Genomic DNA, 19,920 nt, shown 5'->3' with positions numbered 1-19,920 from the left:
TCCTCTCATGAGGGAGTTCGGCCCTTCTCCTGAGGGTCAGGTCCAGCCGTGTTCTGTCATTGCTCTGCCGTCGCCGTCCAGGTACCCGAGGAGCCCTTCCCTGGGGTATTCGATGATGTCCTCGGGCAGGTCGTGCACGGTGTGCCACTCCAGGGCCAGGCACTTGTCCGGTTCCCGGTTGACGGGCTCTCCGGTCCACTCGGTGGCCAGGAAGAAGAACCCGATGCGTTCGACGGTGTCGCTCTGCTTGTGGTGCACGACGTGCACCAGGCGCAGGTGTGCGGGGTCGACCGATACCCCGGTCTCCTCCATCAGCTCACGGGCGGCCCCGTCCGGCAGGGGCTCGCCCTGATCGAGCTTGCCGGACGGCAGGTGCCAGCGGCCGTATCCGTATGGGCCGCCGCGTTGGGAGAGCAGCAGCTTGTCGCCCGTGCGGAGGATGACGTGGGTATCGATGACGGGTTGTGCGAGTTGCGGTGTCATGGTCCCTGAGAGGTTGTTGACGGTGATGGGGCAGTCGACGCTACCGGCGGATCAGGGATCGCGTCGGCGATTGTGGCCGCAACCTCCGTAGGGGTGGCGGTGTTCGCGACGAATACCGGCACGTCGGCCGACCGGAGGGTCTGAGCGGTCTGGGCTTTCCGGCGATTGCCGACCAAGGCGATCCGACTCCCTCGGGGAACGCCACCCCGAGCACCCCGGCGGAACAGTCCTCCGTTTCGCCGCATGCTGTCCCGGAGCAGCCTTCTGTTCCGCCGGCCTCCGTCCCACCGGAGGAGTTTTCCGTTTCGCCGACCGCCGCCCCGGAGGAACAGCCGTTCCGTCGGCCCCTGTCCCGGAGGACCGGTCTTCCGTTCCGCCGACCCCTGTCCCGGCGGGCGGGGACGACGACACGCGCGAGTTCACGCCGGCTGACGCCGACGACTACTGGACCCCGGAGCGCATGCGGGCCACGAAGCCCGTCAAGGAGCAGGAGGCCAAGCACTTTCCTGCTCCGGCCAGGATGGATCGCGCCGCCGGCCAGCCGTTCCAAGGGTTGCCCATCGTCGGCACCTTCTTCTGGAACAACGGCACCGAAACCGGCCGCTTCTGCGGTGGCACGGTCGTCAAGAGCCCCGGCAAGAACATCGTGATGAGCGCCGGTCACTGCTTCGACGACCAGGACGCGCGCAAGAACCTCGCGTTCGTCCCACAGTACGACGACGGGAAGAAGCCGCACGGCTCCTTCACCGTCAAGTCTGGGCATATCTACGTCGACAAGCGCTACCTGTCCAAGGGCCCGGACGCCGCGGCCGACCTCGACTTCAACTTCCTGCAGCTCGAACCGCGCGGCGGCAAGAACGTCGAGGACGTCGTCGGCGGTGCCGAGTTGGTGATCAGAACGGTTTCCACGGCGAGATCCAGGTCAAGAAGCCCAACCGGCTCTGGACGCACGCCACCATCCTGGGCGCCGGCGACTACACGGACAACCGCCACCCGGACGACTTCCTGGTGCGGTGGTCCGACGGTGAGGTGTCCATGTACCCGGATACGGACGAGACCGGCGAGATCACGCTGGTGTACCCGCCTGCGTAGGGCCTCCTGCCGGCTGGAGAAGGGCTTTCCCCGGGGAGAGCCCTTCTCTCGTCGGATCGCCCTCCTCATATCCGGGAGGGCTTCTTCTTGCCGAAGAGCCAGGTGTTGAAGAGCGCGGTCAAGTCCTTCCCGGACTTGCTCTCGCACAGGGCGATGAACTGCCGGGTGTCAGCATTGCCGTGCCGGTGCTGCCGGGTCCAGGTACGAAGGATGTCGAAGAAGGTATCGTCGCCGACGGCCCTGCGCACCTTGTGCACGACCATGGCACCGCGTCCGTAGACGGGCGGGTCGCAGACGCGCCCTCCGCTGGGCGGATCCGCCGGCGGGAACGCCCAGATGCCCTCGCTCTCGGTGTCCGTGCCGTCGTAGAAGTCCTCGAAGATCTCCGTGGTGCTCCTGTTGCCCCGCTCCTCCTCCCAAAGCCACTCCGCGTAGGTGGCCAGACCCTCGCTGAGCCACATGTCCTTCCACTTGCGCGGGGTGACTGAGTTGCCGAACCACTGGTGTGCCAGTTCGTGCACGAGCAGCGCCTCTTCGGGCGCCTCGCCGAAGTAGGGCTTGGTCTGGGTCTCCAGGGCGTAGTCGAGCCCGGGCAGGTGGTCGACGATGGCACCGGTCGAGGAGAAGGGGTAGGGGCCGAAGCGTTTGCCGGCCCAGTCGACGATCTCGGGCACCAGGTCTGCGACATCGGCGGAGTCTTCGGCCTCGTCGGGGTCGATGGCGACGTAGACAGGCACGTCATCGTCCGTCCAGCCCTTGTGGATCTCGAAGTAGCCGACGGAGACGTGGGCGAGGTAGCTGGCCATGGGCTCCTCGGTGCGCCAGTGCCAGGTCACCGTTTTGCCCTTGTCCTCCTCCGTGATCAGCTTGCCGTTGCTGATCACGTCGTAGGGGTCGCCGTCCTCGTCCTTGGGTACGGTGACCGTGGTGTCGTACGTGGCCTTGTCCGACGGGTGATGGTTGCCCGGGAACCAGGTCATGGAGCCGGACGGCTGACCCAGGGCCGTCGAGCCGTCGTCGGTCTCCATCCAGCCTTCCAGGCCTCCGTCGTCGTCCTTGAGCGTGCGCGGTGTGCCGTCGTAGGTGACGACTGTCTTGAAGACTTCGCGGTTCCTCACCGTCTTCGCCGGTGTCACGAGCAATTCGTCGCCCGAGCGAGCGATTTGGGCCTTGGCTCCTTGCACTGTGGCGGTGCGTACCCGCAGCCCTGACAGGTCGAGGTTGAAGCGGCTCAGGTCCTGGGTGGCCCGCGCTGTGATGACCGCCGCCCCCTTCAGGTGGTTGGTCTCGGGCACGTAATCCAGCGTCAGCCCGTAGTGCACCACGTCATAGCCGCCATTGCCGAGCGCCGGGAACAGCCGATCCCCCACTCCGGCCGTGCCGGGCTTTTTGACCGCGACGGCACCGTTTCCCGGTGCGGAGCCGGTGCAGGACGTTGTCACGGCCAGGAGGAGTGCTGTGGCCGGAGCCCAGCCGGACAGACGGCCCGGGACCGCCGACCGAGGCCGGCTGCCCTTCGCCATATGCGGTTTCATCTCGTGTCTCCCATCGATCGCAGGGCGCGAGACGTCAGAAAGTCGGCAGCGTCTATTGGTTGCTTCAAGATTGGCAAAAGTTCTTTACGCGCCTCGCGGCTGACGAGGTTGGCCAGGGTCTCGTCGGTGCCGGCGGGCACATCCACAGGCAGGTCGTCACCCGGAGCACCTGCAGCGGAGCGGGGTGCCGTCCAGTTGGCCGGGACTGTGCACTGGAACTCATGACCTACGAGCACTGCATCCCACCGGCGACAGCGGGCCGCCGGGTGGTCAGACACCCGGACCGGCCGAGGGGGCGGGGGCATGGACACCTTCCCCCGCCCCCACGGTCAGCCTGCAATCAGGGCCGGATCGCTCGTACCCGCCTCGCCCGTCTCGACGTGTCCGGCAAAGCGGCGCAGGAACGTGGTGTCCGCGTCACAGACCACCGAGATGTCGTACCAGCGGCTGCTCCCCCGCAGGTCCACCGAGTGGTTCACGGTCGCGCCAGCGCGCACCGTGAACGTCTGGGAAGAGCCGCCGTATGCGTCGGTCAACGTCAAATGAGCTTCGCCGGAGCCCGTATGAGTCATCGTCAGGTCCAGATGCCCATTGGTGGCGTTGTGGCGAGCGGTCACCTCGGGCCCCGCCGCCTTGCCGGGCCCCTTGAAGGTGCGCAGGAAGCCGTTCGGACCGTACACACTGAGGTTGGTCACCCCGTTCGAGTAGACCGTGTTCCAGGTGTCGGAGAGCGACTTGCCGGCCTCGGTGGTGTACGTCCACGGTCCGTCGGTACGGTTCGCGGACGTGACCAGGAACTGCGCTCCGGCCGCGGAGCCGCCGCTGAAGGTGAGGCCGTACTTTCCGGTCGCCGGATACGCCGAGCCGTCCACGAACGGCGCGTACGGCAGCGGACGGGTGGGACGGGAGCCCGGTTCCTGTTTGGGAACGCTGCCGACGGCGGGCGGCACGGGCACATAGTCGGGATGCCGGTTGCGGTCCGGGGGCAGGTACCCGGCCGTGGAGGGCAGGGCGGCCGGGGCGGTGTCCGTACGGCCGAAGTCGAAGGCGGAGGTGAGATCACCGCAGATGGCGCGACGCCAGGGCGAGATGTTCGGTTCCTTCACCCCGAAGCGACGTTCCATGAACCGGATGATCGAGGTGTGGTCGAAGACCTCGGAGCAGGAGAACCCTCCGGTGCTCCACGGCGAGACGACCAGCATCGGCACGCGCTGCCCAAGACCGTACGGGCCTGCGGCGTAACCTATTCTGCCCGCAAAGTAGTCAGCGGAGGTCGCCACGGTGGACAGCCCCTGCGCGGCCCCGGACGGCGGGTACGGCGGCACGATGTGATCGAAGAAGCCGTCGTTCTCGTCGTACGTGATGAACAGGGCGGTCCTCCCCCACACCTCCGGGTTGGACGTCAGCGCGTCCAGCACCTGCGCGATGTACCAGGCACCGTAATTCGCGGGCCAGTTGGGGTGCTCGGTGAAGGCTTCCGGGGCGGCGATCCAGGAGATCTTCGGCAGGGACCCGGCCTTCACATCGGCCCGGAGCCTGTCGAAGAGCCCGTCGCCGTTCTTGACGTCGGTCCCGGTGCGCGCCTTGTCGTAGAGGGGGTCGCCGGGCTTGGCATTGCGGTAATTGTTGAAGTAGAGCAGCGAGTTGTCACCGTAGTTCCCACGGTATGCGTCGCTGATCCAACCCCAGGACCCGGCGGCGTCGAGCCCGTCGCCGATGTCCTGATAGATCTTCCAGGACACCCCGGCCTTCTCCAGTCGTTCGGGGTACGTCGTCCACCCGTACCCCGCCTCGTCGTTCCCGAGCACGGGGCCGCCGCCGGTGCCGTCGTTTCCGGTATATCCCGTCCACATGTAGTAGCGGTTCGGGTCCGTCGAGCCGATGAAGGAGCAGTGGTACGCGTCGCAGACGGTGAACGCGTCGGCGAGAGCGTAGTGGAACGGTATGTCCTCGCGGGTGAGGTAGGCCATCGTCGTCGCCGACTTGGCGGGCACCCACTGGTCGTACGCGCCCTTGTTGAACGCCCGGTGGCTGCCCGCCCAGTCGTGGTTGAGGTCCTGGATGAACTGGAGTCCGAGGTTGTCGGCCGTCGGCCGGAACGGCAGCACTTCCTTGGTGCCGGAGGCCTGGTGCCACACCGGTTTGCCGCTGGGCAATGTCACCGGACGTGGGTCACCGAAACCACGTACACCCTTGAGTGTGCCGAAGTAGTGGTCGAACGAGCGGTTCTCCTGCATCAGCACGACGATGTGCTCGACATCCTCAAGGGTGCCGGTGGCACCTTTCGCCGGGAGGGAGGCAGCGCGGGCGATGCTGTTCGACAGCATGGTGAAGGCGGCAGCGCCTCCGGCGAGTTGCATGAAACGGCGTCGGTCGAGTTCAGCCATGGGTGAGGACCTCTGTGGGGTGAGGAGGTGTGGGGCGAAAGCGACTGGAGTGTTCCAGAGTCAGCGGGGCTGCGAAAGACCGACGCGGTGTGGACACGGTGGCGATCCGCCGAACAGCAGTCGGCGGGCTGGTGCGTGACCGGCGCGGTGGGCGCGGCCGCGGTGGCCTGTCCGCCCCTGAATCTCCCGACAGGCCGGTGGGCCGCCCGGACGGTTCGGGCAGCCCTCGGCGTCTCTTCGATGCACGCCGGCCGTGCGGCAGGACCGGGAGAAAAAGGCTTCCATGCCGTTCTGCGCCATCACCGGCAGCTTGCGGATCTCCTCGTCCGCGACGGCCGGCCGCAGCCCGGGGAAGCGTCCGAACAGTGCGGGCGGGGCTATGCCTGCCTCCACCCGTGAGAGTGCCGCTCCGGGGGCTTGTCTTCGGCGCATCGCTGACCATATGGGGACAGGGATGCGCCGCGCCGCAGTCACGGCCGGCCTCCACGAACCGGGAATCGACTGAATCGACTCCCATCCAGCGCACGAGCCCACAGGGACGAAGCGCCGGCACGAAGCCCGGACATGACGTACCGACGCGAAGCGCTGATCCGGAACGTTGACATGCACCGGCCGTACGGTGAATTCTGATGCGCGAATCTCCAATGTTCCAAGCATGTCTGCGCAGACATCACCTACTTCGCTGTTCGGTACGAACGGAGAACACTCCTTGCGGATCCTTCAGAACCGTCCCGGCCAGGCGGCGGTCGGCTCGCTGTCGGTGATCGTCCTCGCGCTCACCGCCCTGACCGTCCCGGCCACGCAGGCAGAGGCCGCGGCAACGCCGTCGGGCACCCTCGACAGCACCACGAAGAATGTGACATGGCAGAGCCCGGTCTACGCCAAGGGCACCGTCGACTCACCTTCCAAGTGCGGTACAGCCGCCGACGACCCGGACAACGCCGTCTGCGCCCGCTTCGATCTGACCGTGAACCCACCCGCGGGCCAGTGGGACGACAATCCCGAGGGCGGCGTCCCCGTCTCCATCCAGTGGGAGACGCCCACCGACGACTTCGACATGTACATCTATGACTCGGCCAATAAGGAGGTGGCGTCCAGTGCGGGCACGGCCGACCCCGAGTCCGCGGTCATCCCGAAGGCCTCCGGCACGTACCACGTGGTCGTGGTCCCCTACGACGTGCACAACAATTCCTTCAGCGCAAAGGCGTATCTCCCCGAGGCCACCGACGCCGGAGACCTCACCGGTTTCAGCGGCTCGCACGGTACGTACGAGATCGAGGCCGGTGCGCTCAAGGCCCGCGCCGAGTTCTTCACCGACGACACACTGCGGCTGCAGGCGTCCCCGGACGGCGTCCTCGCCGACCCGGAGAACAGCCACATGATCCGGCAGCAGCCCACGGCCCAACGGCACACCACATCCTTCGACGCGGGGACCTATTACGGCATCCGCTCCAAGGACGTGGTGATGCGCGTCTACAAGAAGCCGCTGCGTTTCGGCCTCTACAAGGCCGACAACCGCACGGTCATCTGGCAGGAGGCCGACCCGCTGCGCTGGACCGGCGGCGGCATGCGACAGAGCCTGAATCGCGGCGCCGGTGAACAGTTCTTCGGCGGTGGTGAGCAGAACGGCAGCTTCTCGCACCGCGATCAGGTCAGACACGTCGGCAACAACACCAACTGGAACGAGGGCGGTTACAACAACTCCCAGCCGTTCTACATCTCCACCGCCGGTTACGGCGTCTTCCGTAACACGATGACCCCCGGCATCTACGACTTCAACTCACCAGTACGGACCGGCCAGCAGGAACGGCGGCTGGACGCCTACTATTTCACCGGTGACACCAAGTCGGTCATCGGTAAGTACACCTCCCTGGTGGGCAAGCCGTTCATGCCGCCGGTGTACGGGCTCGAGCCCGGCTCCGCCGACTGCTACCTCCACAACGCCAACCGGGGCGAGCGCCACACCCTGGACGCGCTGAAGGTCTCCGACAGCTACGTGGAGAACGGCATGCCGCTCGGCTGGATGCTCGTCAACGACGGCTACGGCTGCGGTTACGAGAACCTCTCCCAGACGGGTGTGGGCCTCAACAAGAACCATGCCCAGCTCGGCCTCTGGACGCAGAACGGTCTGCCCGACCAGGCCGAGGAGGCCAAGGCCGGCGTCCGCGTCCGCAAGCTGGATGTCGCCTGGGTCGGTGGCGGCTACGGTTTCGCCCTGGACGCCTGCGACCAGGCCAAGGCCGGCATCGAGGACAACAGCGACGCCCGCGGCTTCGTCTGGCTGCCCGTCTCCTGGGCCGGCGCACAGCGCTGCGGTGTGCTGTGGAGCGGTGACCAGAGCCTGTCCTGGGACTACATCCGCTGGCAGATCCCGACATACGCCGGTGCGACCATGTCCGGCATCGCGTACAACACGGGTGACGTCGGCAGCATCTACCGGCACGACCCCGAGATGTACACCCGTGACCTGCAGTGGAAGGCATTCCTCCCGGCCATCATGACCATGGACGGCTGGGCGAGCGACATCGCCACCAAGAAGCCGCACGACCAGCAGCCGTGGCTGGACGGCGAGCCGTACACCTCCATCAACCGCAAGTACCTGCAGCTGAAGGAGCGGCTGCTGCCGTACATGTACACCCTGTCGAAGGACGCCACGAAGACAGGCGTCGGTCCGGTCCGGCCGCTCGCACTGGAGTACCCCGACGACCCGGCGGCACTGGGACCGAACGCGAAGTACGAGTTCCTGGCCGGACCTGACTTCCTGGTCGCACCGGTGTACAGCGACACGGACGTCCGTAACGGCATCTATCTGCCGAAGGGCACCTGGACCGACTACTGGACGGGCAAGACCTACCAGGGGCCGACCACGGTCAACGGTTACAGGGCACCGCTCGACACCCTGCCGCTGTTCGTCAAGGGCGGTTCGATCGTGCCGATGTGGCCCAAGGGCACCCTCTCCTGGGAATCACGGGACAAGGGCCAACTCGGCTACGACATCTATCCGCAGGGCACCACGGACTACACGCTCTACGAGGACGACGGCGTGACAAGGAAGTTCACGGAAGGCGCCTCGGCCACCCAGCACGTACGGGTCCAGGCACCCACGCACGGCAAGTCCGGCCGCACCACCGTAAAGGTCGGTGCGAGCGTGGGCAGTTACGAGGGCAAGCCGTCCGCCCGCTCGTACCATGTCACCGTGCACGGCAATAGCGCCCCGTCGCAGGTGGTCATGGACCACAGCCGCCTGCACCGACTGAACTCGGCAGCGGAGTTCGCCGCGGCCGAGTCCGGCTGGTTCACCGACCCCGCGACCGGGGTCACGGAGATCAAGACGCCGTCCGTCTCCACGGGTCGCGGCTTCACTGTGCAGCTGCGGAAGTAACGGTTCCTGCCAGCTGGCAGGAACCGTGTCAGGGGCCGTTCGCGGACGGCCCCTGACGTGTATCCCCGTCCCGCAGCTTGCGGGCGACCGCGCCGTGGATCGGTCCGCGGCACGATGCATCACGTGCAGGGCGGCGGCAGCGCCCGCGCGTCACTCCTTGACGCCGATTCCGCCGAAGGCATCGACATCGGCGGGCACGCTCGCGCTGTCGGCGTCGGGCCGCCACTCACTGAGCCGGACGAAACCGGGGTCGAGGATCCGCAGCCCGTCGAAGAGCGTGACGATCTCGCTCGGCTCGCGGACGAAATACGGCACTGCGCCGCTCTCGATGTATGCCTTCTCCGCGGCGATCATGCCCTCGCTGGTCCGCGTGCCGTCGTACACCACGAGGTGGCTGCCGGACGGCAGGCCCGCCATCAGCCGGCCCACCACCTCACGGGCCCGCGAGAAGTCGCCCGCGTGACCGAGTATGCCGAGCAGCATCAGGGCCACAGGCCGGTCGAAGTCGAGTGTCTTCGCGGCCTCGGCAAGGATGACGTCCGGCTCGTAGAGGTCGGCATCGATGTAGTTCGTGACCCCCTCGGGTGAGCTGGTCAGCAGCGCACGAGCGTGCGCCAGCACGAGTGGGTCGTTGTCCACGTACACGATGCGCGACTCGGGGGCGATGCCCTGGGCCACCTGGTGGGTGTTGTCGGCAGTGGGCAGGCCGGTCCCGATGTCCAGGAACTGCCGGACACCCCGATCCTCCACCAGGTGACTCACCGAGCGGCGCAGGAACTGTCGCCCCGCTACCGCTACGTCAACAAGGCCCGGGAAGAACGTCTTGATCTGGTCGCCGATCTCACGGTCGACCTCGTAGTTGTCCTTGCCGCCGACGAAGTAGTTCCAGAAGCGGGCGGAGTGCGGCCTGGTGGTGTCGATCCGGTCCGACACCGGCGTGGCGGGCAGGGTGACGGATGGCTGCTGCTCACTCATGGAGACCTCCGGACGGGCGAAAGTGATCAAGCTATGGCCTCAACCTACCCTTGAGCCACAACGGTTACGTCATATGCGTCACCTCACACGTCTCGCACCATCAATCGGGCCGGCCCCTCCACCTCGCCGAGCAGCCCACCCGGCGACTGGTCCAGGTCCAGCGAGTGCCGGCGGCAAGAGCCCTTGACGCCGGCATCGCGCTGGACGACCTCGACGTCGACACAGGTCCTCACAGGGGACGGCCCGGCCGCTTCACCGGCCCGCGGCAAGAGTGTCGAGCAGGGCGGCGGTGAACTCCTTGGGTTTGTCGATGTGGACCGCGTGGCCGGCATCGGGTATAGCGGTTTCGCGTACGGAGCCCCCCGTCGCGGCGTAGTGATCGAGTGCGTGGCGGGTCTGGGCGAGCATGGGTTGGGCGGGGCAGTGTTCGGCGCCGGGCCAGCCGGGGACGGCGCCGAGTGCACCGAGATGGGCGAGGTCGAAGAGCGAGGTGTCGGAGACTATGAGGTCGTCGGTGCCGCGGATCCAGCCGATGGGCGGCTTGGGGTCGATCCGGTGCAGGTCGTCGATACGGAAGTGGGTGGGGGCCATGGCGTTGAGGACACCTCGGGGGCCGGGGGCGGTGCCGGGCCAGTGGTCGCTGGGACGGGTGTCGCCGGGGTAGTGGCCGTCTCCGGTGCGGGTGGAGAGCATGGCGTCGACGAAGGCGTCCTCGAGCGTTGGGCGGAGCGGCGGTTTGACGTAGCTGGAGGCAAGGACGGCGCGGGGGGAGAGCGGTGAGTCCTCGCTGCGGTCGCGGTCTTCGAGGCGCTGGACGAATTCGGGGTTGACAGTTCCTGCGCCGGAGCCGGCGCCGTCGGGGTGGTTGAGTCTGCCGTCGGGGCCGTGGGTACCGCCGAAGCCGTAGGGGGAGACGGGGTTGACGAGGGTGAGGCTGCGGACGGCGGTGGGTTGATCGCGGAGCTGTTGGAGAACGATGCCGCCGCCCATGCTCCAGCCGACGAGGTGGACGCGGTCGAGGGCGAGGGTGTCGAGGAGGGCGCTGAGGTCGTCGCTGTAGTCCCGGACGCCGCGGGTGGCGTCGACGGGCAGAGGGTCGGTGTCGCCGAAGCCGCGGAGGTCGACGGCGAGGGGGCGGTAGGCCTGGGGCAGGTCGAGCATGGTCTGCTGCCAGAAGGTGGCGGCGGAGACATTGCCGTGGACGAAGAGGACGGGTTCACCGGTCCGCTCGGGGAGTTCGAGGAGGTTGAGGGTGAGCCGGGGGGTGGTGATCCGTCGAGCGTGGATGCCGGGCAGGAGTGCGGGCGGGGTCATGGTTCGTCCTTGGGAGTGGCAGGGTCAGCCGAGCCAGGCGGCGATCTGGGCGCTGGCGGAGGAGTGCCAGCCGAGCTGGAGGTGGTTGGCGGTGGAGATGAGGGCGGTTCCGGCAACGTTGGCGATGCCGGTGCGGTCGAGGGCACTGTTGACGAAGACCACGCCGTCGCTGGGTCCGCGGTTCTCGTTGTAGATGCCGAGGACGCTGGGGGATCCACCGGCGAGGAGGTAGGTGGCGACGGTGCCGGGGATGCCTGCCTTGTGGAGGGGGGCGATCAGGGAGCCGGCGTCGATGGCGGTCTGGATGCCGCTGCCGGAGGTGTAGAAGCCCTGGCCACCGTGGTAAGTGGTGTACCAGTCCTGTTGGGTCATGTCGATGCCGTAGGTGGCGTCCCAGCGGGCGAGCATCTGCCGCTGCCCCGGATAGACGTCGTAGCCGTCGGTGGGGGCGAAGGCGAATTCGGGGTGAGCGGTGTAGGTGCCGTAGCAGGTCATGTAGAGGTGGGGCGAGGGGGCGTTGACGCTGCCGCCGCACTGCGGCCAGATGCTGAAGTCGTGGGCCCAGCCGTGGGCATAGGGATAGTCGTACCCGCCGTTGGGGCCGCCGAGGGTGATGAGGCGGCGTACGTCTCCGGCGTAGGGGCGTCCCCAGGTGGGACGCAGTGAGGAGACGTAGGCTCGGGTGGACATCTCCCCCTTGCTCCAGCCGACCAGGTCCACCTGACTGACGCCGAGCCGGTCCTTGATGACGGCGATGGCGTCGCCGACCTGCTGGGCCTGCATCAGGTTGTCGCCTTGCTTATGGGCGAAGTTGACGGCGAAGACGCGGTAGCCGCGGGCGGCGAGGTACTGCATGAGTCCGGTGCTGGGGCAGGAGGCCGTACCGCAGCCGTAGCCCCCGGCTTCGCCGGGGTTGGCCCAGGCGCGGTCGGCGTTGTCGTTGGCGCCGTGGACGAGGAGGACGGGGGTCTGGTGACTGCCGCTGTTCCAGCCGGGCGCGGAGTAGAGGAGGAAGCGGCCGGAGTAGGGCTGCTTGACGCCGCCGAAGAAGGTGCGTCGCTGACCGTCCTGGTCGCCACGGCCGTCCTGGGGGTACTGCTCGGCATGGAAGCCGCTGGTGGTGTCGAGGTAGCGGTCGACGCGGTCCCAGCCGTTGGCGACGGTGGTGTAGGTGGCCTCGAGAGTGAGGTAGCCGGGTGGGGCGGCGTGGGCCGATGTGGTGGCTGCTCCGAGGCTCAGCAGTGTGAGAAGCAGGCCGAGCAGGGTGCTCGTCGCTCTGCGCATTGCGGCTCTCCCGTCGGGGGTGGGCTCGGTGGTCCGGGTCCGCCACGGTAGGGCGGTGCGGGGGGACCGTCCCATGGGGTGAGCAGCCATAGATGCGAGGCGGAGGGGTGTGTCGTGTCACCATGTCCCGGGCCTCGAAACCCGGATCTTTATACCCGAGTTGCCGCATGGCCCTCCTCACTCCTTCGTGGGTACGCGCCAGGGTCCTCGGCCGATTCCTGAGTTTCGGGATCCGGGCGCCGGGACGCGAGCGGCGAGACCCGGGCGTCGGGATCCGAGCGTCTTCTTCGGCCTGCGGGTATAGGGAGGTGTGGGAAAACCCCCTGACCTCTCCGCCCCGTAACGGCGAGCAAGTACGGCTGATCGTGACCGCCTCGCAACGCGCCCGCCCGCCCGTACTCCCGGCGGTCCGGCCGGTGGGGAGCCCAGGACAGTTGCTCGGCGAACCCGACGACTGCCGGGAGCGGTCCGGCAAAGAGCCGTGCGGTCAGGCGTTCGGCCAGTTGCTCACCGTCGTCGTCCGGCCGGGCGGGCCGGCAGTCGTCGATGAGCTGCCAGAAGGTGTTCTCGTCCATGGCGTGGATCGTGCCGGACGGCACCGACAGCGGCCGGCGGCCCGGAAGACCACCCGGCTCAGCGGTGTCCGGAACGCTCCGGTCAGTGGCTCCCCGCCCATGCTGACCAGTGGGGCGTGAGCGGGACTCCGAAGTCCGTCAGTTTCTCCAGGACGTAGTCCCTGGTCTCGTCGGTCATGAAGGGGTAGGCCGCGTCGAGCAGGAGCTCCAGCACCTGGAACCAGAACGCGTCGTTCAGTGTCGTGTCCGTGCTGCGCAGGCCGAGATCGACGCATGCGAAGCAGCGGCGCAGGAGATCCTCGTGCGCGGACGGAAGCCTCAGCGCGGGCATCACCAGCGGGTCGGCGAAACCTTCCCTCAGGAACGGGAAGAGAAGCACTTCCCCGTCCGCGTCCTCCTGCGCCAGGAGCCGGATGGGCTCCGCCGTCTCGGGCACCGTGTCCAGGAGAATCTCCTGCACGTTCGAACGCGTCATGGCGGACGCCGGCATCCAATCACCTTCTCGATAGAACTCGCGGTGCGAAAGTACAACGCGCCGCCCCGCCCCCGCCGCCTCGAGCGGGGAGGTCAGGCGATACAGGCGTTCGGGTTGTCGTCACACGGGGACGACATGCTGCTGTCCGACACCCGGAACGGATCGATCATTCCCTCGAAGCATCTACCACAGACCGCCGCCCCAGCCGTGCTCCTCGATCAGGGCCGGCGCCTCATCGGCTACGGGCATCCCAAGGACCGGCGGGTGGACCTCAAGCAGGCCCAGGCCGGGCTCGCGGTGTCGGCCGACGGCGGCATCCCCGTCCATGCCCGTGTCTTCGGTGGCGGCGCGGCCGAGGTCACCGCCGGGTCCGCCCCACCGGCCGGATGATCTTCTACCACCTCGGCTGACTCGGTCGCTGGTACACCAGAACCCACGCCGCCGGGCGCCCGCCCCCTGCTGTCTCTGTGCTCGGGTGTCGGACCCAGGGATCTCTCGGGGTTGTCCCCCACTGAAGTCCGGGGTTTATCCGGTCGCCCGGACGGCGCCGGCTCCGTAGGTTCTGCGGTGGAATAAACACCGTTCCACACATCAGCCTACGGAGGCCCCCCTAGTGACCGCCCCATCGCGCCGGCAGCCGCGCACCCTTCACCCTCTCGTCGCGGCCTTTGTGCGGTTCGTCGTGTGTGGTGGCGGTGTGGGGCTTGCGTCGAGTGGGGCGCTCGTACTGCTCAGCGACCGGATACCGATGGCTGTCGCCAACGCGCTGGTCACCGTCGTTTCCACCGTGATCGCGACCGAGTTGCACGGGCGGGTCTCCTTCCGGAGCGAGCGGAAGGGGTGGGGGGTCCATCTTCAGTCCGGGGTGACGGTCGCCGTGAGCTATGCGTTCACGACGGGGGCGCTGCTCTGTCTGTACGCCATCCGGTCCGAGCCCTCGGCCCTGGTCGAGCAGACGGTCTATCTGTCGGCGTCCGCTCTGGCGGGGATCGGACGGTTCGCGCTGCTGCGGGTCGTCGTCTTCGGCGACCGGAAGCAGACCCTGTCGCGCGATGACTCGCTGAGCAAGGCTGCGGTGACGATGGCTGCGTGAGGGTTTTGGCACCCGGGGCGTCCCGTCGGATGCGCGTCGATCCGTCGCCCCCCTGTCAGCTCTGCTCCGCCCCCTTGGTCGGCGCGGTGGGTCGCGCTGGTTGACTATCGTGGCCGGTCGCGTGGGCGGCATGGATCCCACGGGTGGGCCGGGGCGGATGAGGGGCGTGCGGATGGAGTACGGGCGGGCCGGGTGGGTGCGGGTGCCGGTGGGGGATGATGCGGCGCGATGGGCGACCCGGGGGAAGTGTCTGCGGGTCCTCGTCGTCGTGCACAACGTGACCGCCGCGACCCGGCTGCTCGATGTGCTGCCCCTGTTCGACGACGACTGGCGCGTCCAGTTGCTGGTGACCTGTACGGGCTCGTCGGCGTTCGCGGCCGGCACGGCCGAGTTGCTGGCCGACACCGGGGTGCCGGTCCTGCCGTGGGAACAGGCGGCCGAGACAGAGGTGGACCTGGTCGTCTCCGCCAGTTTTGGCGGCCAACTGGACGTTCTTTCGAGCAAGTTGGCGATCCTGTCGCACGGTGTTGGATACACTAAAAGGCTGGCGACACCGGACACCGGACACCGGACACCGGACACCGGACACCGGGTCGGGGGCGGGGGCGGCGGTGCCTGCGCCCGTTTTCGGGCTTGCGCCGGAGTGGCTCCTGTCGCGGGGGGCTCCTGTCGCGGACGCGCTCGTCCTCTCCCATCCCGAGCAGTACGAACGGTTGCGTATCGCCTGTCCCGAGGCGGCGCCGACAGCCGTACTCGCCGGGGACCCCTGCTTCGACCGGCTGCTCGCCGCCCGTCCCTATCGCGAGCGCTTCCGCCGTGCGTTGGGGGTGCGACCTGGGCAGCAATTGGTCCTGCTGAATTCGACCTGGAACCCCGAGTCGCTCTTCGGTGATGGCGGGGGCGGCGGTGACGTCGTGGCTGCGCTGCTGGACCGGGTCTCTGCCGAGTTCCCCGTGGACGAGTACCGGTTCGCCGCCGTACTGCACCCGAACATCTGGCACGGCCACGGACCCGGTCAGATCCGCGCCTGGCTCGATCGCGCGCGGCGCGGCGGGCTGGCGCTGATCGATCCGCTGAAGGGGTGGCGGCAGGCTCTGCTGGCCGCCGATGCCGTGATCGGGGACCACGGTTCCGTCACCTACTATGCCGCCGCCCTCGGCACTCCTGTGCTCCTGGGTGCCGCGCCGCTCGACGCCCTCGATCCCGATGCGCCGATCTCCGCGTTCATGCGGGAGGCGCCGCAGCTCGACCCCGACGCGTCGCTGTCGGCGCAGATCGAGAGACTCATCCGCGGTCACCGGCCCTTGTCGGGGCCTGCCGGGTTCACCACCTCCGTGCCGGGTGAATCAGCGGTCCGGTTGCGCAGGCTCTTCTACTCGATGATGGGTGCGCCGGAGCCCGGTTGGCCGGCTTCGCTGAAGCCTCTCCCGCTGCCCGATTACGAGGCCGGAGCGGCCACCGTCCCCTTTCACGTGCTGTCGCAGGTCCTCGGGCCGGTTGAGGTTGCGGTCAGTCGCCGGGCGGGCCCGCGGCCGATGATGGGGCCGGATCAGGACGGGGAACTGCATGTCGCCGTGCACGAGGACACCCGTGACGTGGACCAGTTGGATCTGGCAGACGTCATCTTCCGGGACGGGGCACCCGACGACCCGCGCTTCGGCTCTCCGTCGGTCTGGACCGCCGAGGTGCTCCGGCGCCATCAGGGCTGTTCCCTTGCGGCCTATGTGACCGGGCCGTCCGCGTGTGTGGTCCGGGTGCGTGGCGAGGAGCCGCTCCGGGTGGTGCCGGCGCCCGGCACCGATGCGGGAGGCATGTCCGGTCCGGACCCCGCCGCGTACGCCTCTGCCCTGTACGCCTGGCTGGCCACCGGCAGCCCCGACACGGCCGCAGCCGACAAGCGGCTGGCGGAAGCGATGGCCGAGGGGCTCTCCGTGCGGACAGGCACTCGGCTTCACCGGGTGCGGGTTGCTCCTCTGACACCCCCGGAATGACGGGGATGCCAGAGGCGGAAAAGGCTTACGGGGAGACGCAGCGTTCTCTCATGCGTCGCAGATGCGACAGGTGGTACTCCGCGCGCTGGCCGTCGAGCGTTGTGATCGCCTCGTCGATCAGCGGCAGTGCCGCTTCGGTGTCCTCTTCGTCCAACCAGGTCTCGGCCAGATCGGTGAGCGTCCGGGCCGTGTTGTACGTATCGCCGCTCGCCCGGAAGTGGCGCAGTGCGGTCCCCAGCCGCTCGCGGGCCTCCCCGCGCTGTCCGAGCCCGCGCAGGGCTCGGCCGCGATGGCGCTCCAACAGGGCCTGGGCACGCGGCAGGTCTGCGGTTCCCTCGTCGTGCGCGCCCATCGTGTTCAGGATGACGCCCGCTTCGTCGAAGCACTCGTGCGCCTCCTGGTAACGCCACTGACGCAGCCTGAGCAGTCCCAGGAACTCCACGGCCGAGGCGTGGCCTCGCTTGTGAGCGGCCGACTCCTCGGCCCGCGCAGCCGCCAGTGTCTCCGCCTCCGCTTCCTCCCAACGCCCCAACTCGGTCAGTGAGTGGGCCAGTTGGGCGTGGAGCGCACCGGCGTCGAGGCTTCCCGGGAGATGGACGTCGGCGAGACGCGCTCCGATGCGCAGCGCCGGCAGCAGCATCTCGTGGTGGCCCGCCTTGAGCTGCAGCGGCCACAGGGAACGGATCAGGCGTACGGCGATGTCCGGGTCGCCGGACTCCTCGGCGCAGCGAACGGCCTCGACCAGGTTGCCCAGCTCCGCGAGCAGCGCGTCGAGGGCGGCGCCCCGGCCCTCGTACCTCTGCCCGATCCGGTCCTCGTCGGGTGCCGGGACGCGCCAGCTCTCCGGGAGTGCCTGGTGAGATGCCGATGTCGCCAGGTCCGCATAGGCGAGCAGCGTGCGGGTGAGAGCTGCGGAGCAGGCCGCGATTCCGTCCTCGCGGATCGCCGTCGCCTCGGCGTGTGCGCGGACGCCGGGGCGGTAGTGATAGCGGCCGTTGTCGGTTCCGCTCCGGTTGCGTTCCAGGAGCATCCTGTCGGCGAGACCGTCCAGGAGTTCCGCCATGACCGCCGGGTCCTGGCCAGTGGCCCGTCCGGCCGTCGCGGCGTCGAAGGCGGGCCAGCTGCGCAGTGCCATCAGCCGGTACAGCTTGGCGGATTCCGGCGTCAGTAGCTGATAGTTGTCCTCAGCCGCCCCTTGTACCGGATCGCTGTCCGGTGCGGCCTGACGCGGCGGAAGCGTGGGGGCACAGAGCCGGTCCGCTGCGGCGCGCAGGGCGTACGGCGATCCGCCGCATCGTGCGAGCAGCGAAGGCAGCGTGGCGCGGGCCGCGGCGACGGTGGATTTGCCGGTGATATCGGTGAGCAGACGCACGGCGTCCTTGTCCGCAAGCGGACCGACGGGAACCCTTACGGCGTCGAGGCCGGGGAACGGGGTCCGGGCGACGACGATCGTGAACACCCCGGGCGCCGACGTGAGGAACGGTCTGACCTGCGCTGCGGAGTGCGCGTGATCGAGAACGACCAGGAGTTTGCGGTCCGCTGCGCAATGGCGGAAGAACTCACCGAGCCGGTCGGTGGCGCTCGGCATCTCTTCGTCCCGTACGCCCAGTTGGCGAAGCAGTGTGCGCAGTACGGTTCCGACGTCGCGTGCGCTCCCGGCGCCCCCGCCGCCGAGGTCGGCATAGATCTGACCGTCCGGGAAGAGCCGGGTCGGCCGGGATCCGAAGTGCACGGCGAGCGCGCTGGAACCCATGCCGTCCGGGCCGTGCACCAAGGCGAGCCGGGGCCTTCCGTCCGCGCGGCGGGTTGCCTCTCGCTGGAGTTGCCTCATCGCCTCCTTGCGGTCCGTGAAGAACCTTATGGAGGCGGGGAGGTGGGACTGCGCGGATCGGGCCGGATTCGGCCCTCCGTGCACCCTTGACGCGAACGCGCTCCAGGAGGCCGCGAGTTGCGGGTTCGTACGGATCTGCTCGTAGACCATGCGGGCCACGTCGTCCCGTTCCTGGGGTGCGACGGGCGCGGGGACCTCCCGCCCGACGATTCTCCGTACAACACCGCCGGTCGACTCCCAGGCCCACTTGCCTGCCTCGTTGGCCATCCCCGAACCAACTGCGCCCAGTACCGCCGAAATAGCCGCCACCGAAGTGGGATCGAGCATGTCGCGCACTCCTCGTTCCCGGTGTTCCGCGCGGTGCGCCCTCCCCGGCACCGCCGCTGCCACCGTGCGGATCAACGTTAGCGTCAGACGGGTCGCCATCCCTTGGACGTGGCAATGATGACCGTCCTGGCTTGACGCCGGAAATCCGCCCGCCCCTCAGGGTGCCTTGAACAGCTCCGGGAAGCGGGGAGCGAGCCAGGGTTTGCGACCCCAGGCAAGGACACGGCCGCGGGCCATGGCTCCCCATGGGTTGCACCGGCCGAGCGCCATCAGGAGGAAGGTGACCGGCTCGATGAGGATGGTGCAGTCCGGGCGGGTGGGCGGCTGCGGGGTGACGGATACGACGCCGTCGGTGAAGGTGACGCCGAAGCGGGCGCCGCCCCGCAGCCGGATCGTGTAGCGGGCGGTCAGCCGGGCGATCGCAGCGGCATCGGTCACCCGGGGCATCGCCGTGATGAGGAAGGGCAGCGCCAGCTCGACGCGGGTGCGGTCGAGCATGTGCGGGCGGCCCAGCGCACGGGCGAGGTCGTAACCATGGCCCAGCATGTGCGTCAGCAGGTACGAGCCCAGCACCGCCTTGGTCATCGGGCCCAACGGGGTGACCACGTTCGCGTCCGTGGTGCACCGACCCACCGCCGTGAGGTACGCGTCCGCGTGCATCACGATCATCTCGGCCAGCGGATCGGCGTCCCGCTCCCCGAAGCCGGCGAGCGCGCGCTCATTGGCTTCGGCCAGACTCTGCGGCGTTCCGTCGCCGTAGCTGCGTTCCTGCCCGGCGGCGATGTCGGCCATCAGCTCGTTGGCCTGCGCCAGATGCGCTGCCGCCTGCCCGAGTGTCCACTCCGAGCCGGGCACCGGAACGCCCGTGTCGGCAACCCCGCGAAGCACCGCGGCAATCTCCTCGGCGGTGGCGCGTATCGCCTCGCCGAGCCCTTCGGGCAGCGTGCCTCGTACATCGTGTCCGGCCACTGATTCCACATTTCTCCCCGCCTCGACCGCGTCCGTGCGCCGGATGCGCGCAGCCCTGCCGCGGACCTCGTCACGGATCACCCACGGTGCCCGCGGTACACAAGACCAGGTGGCGGGACCTGCGGCAAGAGCCGGAGCACCGGAATCGGTGTGCACGGCCCCCTCGTCCTCCGTACCGCAGCTGGTCACACCTGCCCCCTCCCCGAC

General features: G+C 68.5%; 15 protein-coding genes, 1 pseudogene and 1 riboswitch. Of the genes and pseudogenes, 5 read left to right on the top strand and 11 right to left on the bottom strand.

Going from position 1 to position 19,920, the window contains the following annotated elements; translation table 11 throughout:
• Positions 1-36: 36 nt before the first annotated feature.
• Positions 37-483, bottom strand: coding sequence for an NUDIX hydrolase (locus IEZ15_RS21775; protein ID WP_189279000.1), 447 nt, complete (start codon positions 481-483; stop codon positions 37-39).
• A gap of 460 nt (positions 484-943) precedes the next feature.
• On the opposite strand from IEZ15_RS21775, the gene IEZ15_RS21770 reads away from it, so the two are divergent.
• Complete coding sequence (locus IEZ15_RS21770; protein ID WP_189278999.1) at positions 944-1,684, top strand: trypsin-like serine protease; 741 nt, start codon at positions 944-946, stop codon at positions 1,682-1,684.
• Here the strand turns inward: IEZ15_RS21770 and IEZ15_RS21765 are convergent.
• The 3 genes and pseudogenes from IEZ15_RS21765 to IEZ15_RS44905 all read right to left on the bottom strand — a co-directional run.
• Entirely contained in the window at positions 1,641-3,110 is a 1,470-nt protein-coding gene (locus tag IEZ15_RS21765) for a M1 family metallopeptidase (protein ID WP_229846030.1), read from the bottom strand. The two genes, IEZ15_RS21770 and IEZ15_RS21765, sit on opposite strands and share 44 nt — an antisense overlap.
• Positions 3,111-3,241: 131 nt before the next feature.
• A riboswitch (SAM riboswitch) is annotated at positions 3,242-3,337 on the bottom strand.
• Between the two features lie 102 nt (positions 3,338-3,439).
• The gene (locus IEZ15_RS21760; protein WP_189278998.1) at positions 3,440-5,497 is read right to left on the bottom strand and encodes a phosphocholine-specific phospholipase C; all 2,058 of its coding nucleotides are present in this window, start codon (positions 5,495-5,497) and stop codon (positions 3,440-3,442) included.
• 273 nt (positions 5,498-5,770) lie between these two features.
• Positions 5,771-5,911, bottom strand: a pseudogene (locus tag IEZ15_RS44905) (cytochrome P450); the annotation flags it as partial.
• Positions 5,912-6,152: 241 nt separating this feature from the next.
• Between IEZ15_RS44905 and IEZ15_RS21755 the strand changes: the two are divergent.
• Entirely contained in the window at positions 6,153-8,879 is a 2,727-nt protein-coding gene (locus IEZ15_RS21755) for a glycoside hydrolase family 31 protein (RefSeq protein WP_229846029.1), read from the top strand.
• A 150-nt stretch (positions 8,880-9,029) separates the two neighbouring features.
• Here the strand turns inward: IEZ15_RS21755 and IEZ15_RS21750 are convergent, their stop codons facing one another.
• From IEZ15_RS21750 to IEZ15_RS21730, 5 genes are all read right to left on the bottom strand, one after another.
• Positions 9,030-9,854 carry an SAM-dependent methyltransferase gene (locus IEZ15_RS21750; protein ID WP_114247719.1) on the bottom strand — a complete coding sequence of 275 codons (825 nt, stop codon included), beginning with the start codon at positions 9,852-9,854 and terminating at the stop codon, positions 9,030-9,032.
• Positions 9,855-10,106: 252 nt separating this feature from the next.
• Positions 10,107-11,168 carry an alpha/beta fold hydrolase gene (locus IEZ15_RS21745; protein ID WP_189278997.1) on the bottom strand — a complete coding sequence of 354 codons (1,062 nt, stop codon included), beginning with the start codon at positions 11,166-11,168 and terminating at the stop codon, positions 10,107-10,109.
• A gap of 24 nt (positions 11,169-11,192) precedes the next feature.
• Positions 11,193-12,452, bottom strand: coding sequence for an esterase/lipase family protein (locus IEZ15_RS21740; RefSeq protein WP_189278996.1), 1,260 nt, complete (start codon positions 12,450-12,452; stop codon positions 11,193-11,195).
• 149 nt (positions 12,453-12,601) lie between these two features.
• Entirely contained in the window at positions 12,602-13,027 is a 426-nt protein-coding gene (locus tag IEZ15_RS21735) for a DUF4240 domain-containing protein (RefSeq protein WP_189278995.1), read from the bottom strand.
• Between the two features lie 82 nt (positions 13,028-13,109).
• Entirely contained in the window at positions 13,110-13,517 is a 408-nt protein-coding gene (locus tag IEZ15_RS21730; protein WP_189278994.1) for a hypothetical protein, read from the bottom strand.
• A gap of 120 nt (positions 13,518-13,637) precedes the next feature.
• Between IEZ15_RS21730 and IEZ15_RS21725 the strand changes: the two genes are divergently transcribed.
• From IEZ15_RS21725 to IEZ15_RS21715, 3 genes are all read left to right on the top strand, one after another.
• Entirely contained in the window at positions 13,638-13,892 is a 255-nt protein-coding gene (locus IEZ15_RS21725; RefSeq protein WP_189279025.1) for a hypothetical protein, read from the top strand.
• A gap of 307 nt (positions 13,893-14,199) precedes the next feature.
• Complete coding sequence (locus tag IEZ15_RS21720; RefSeq protein ID WP_229846028.1) at positions 14,200-14,595, top strand: hypothetical protein; 396 nt, start codon at positions 14,200-14,202, stop codon at positions 14,593-14,595.
• A 611-nt stretch (positions 14,596-15,206) separates the two neighbouring features.
• Positions 15,207-16,586, top strand: a complete 1,380-nt coding sequence (locus tag IEZ15_RS21715) for a hypothetical protein (RefSeq protein WP_189278992.1) — start codon at positions 15,207-15,209, stop codon at positions 16,584-16,586.
• 25 nt (positions 16,587-16,611) lie between these two features.
• On the opposite strand, the gene IEZ15_RS21710 is transcribed toward IEZ15_RS21715, so the two are convergent.
• Together IEZ15_RS21710 and IEZ15_RS21705 are read right to left on the bottom strand one after the other, a co-directional pair.
• On the bottom strand, positions 16,612-18,744 hold the full coding sequence (locus IEZ15_RS21710) for an ATP-binding protein (protein ID WP_189278991.1): 2,133 nt from the start codon (positions 18,742-18,744) through the stop codon (positions 16,612-16,614).
• A gap of 156 nt (positions 18,745-18,900) precedes the next feature.
• Positions 18,901-19,722 carry a maleylpyruvate isomerase family mycothiol-dependent enzyme gene (locus IEZ15_RS21705; protein WP_229846037.1) on the bottom strand — a complete coding sequence of 274 codons (822 nt, stop codon included), beginning with the start codon at positions 19,720-19,722 and terminating at the stop codon, positions 18,901-18,903.
• Positions 19,723-19,920: the final 198 nt, after the last annotated feature.

It is taken from the genome of Streptomyces atratus, from assembly GCF_014648655.1.
GTDB classification, from domain to species: Bacteria; Actinomycetota; Actinomycetes; order Streptomycetales; family Streptomycetaceae; genus Streptomyces; species Streptomyces atratus.
Note: the sequence above shows the minus strand (reverse complement) of the source record. Positions and strands in the feature narration are given on the sequence as shown.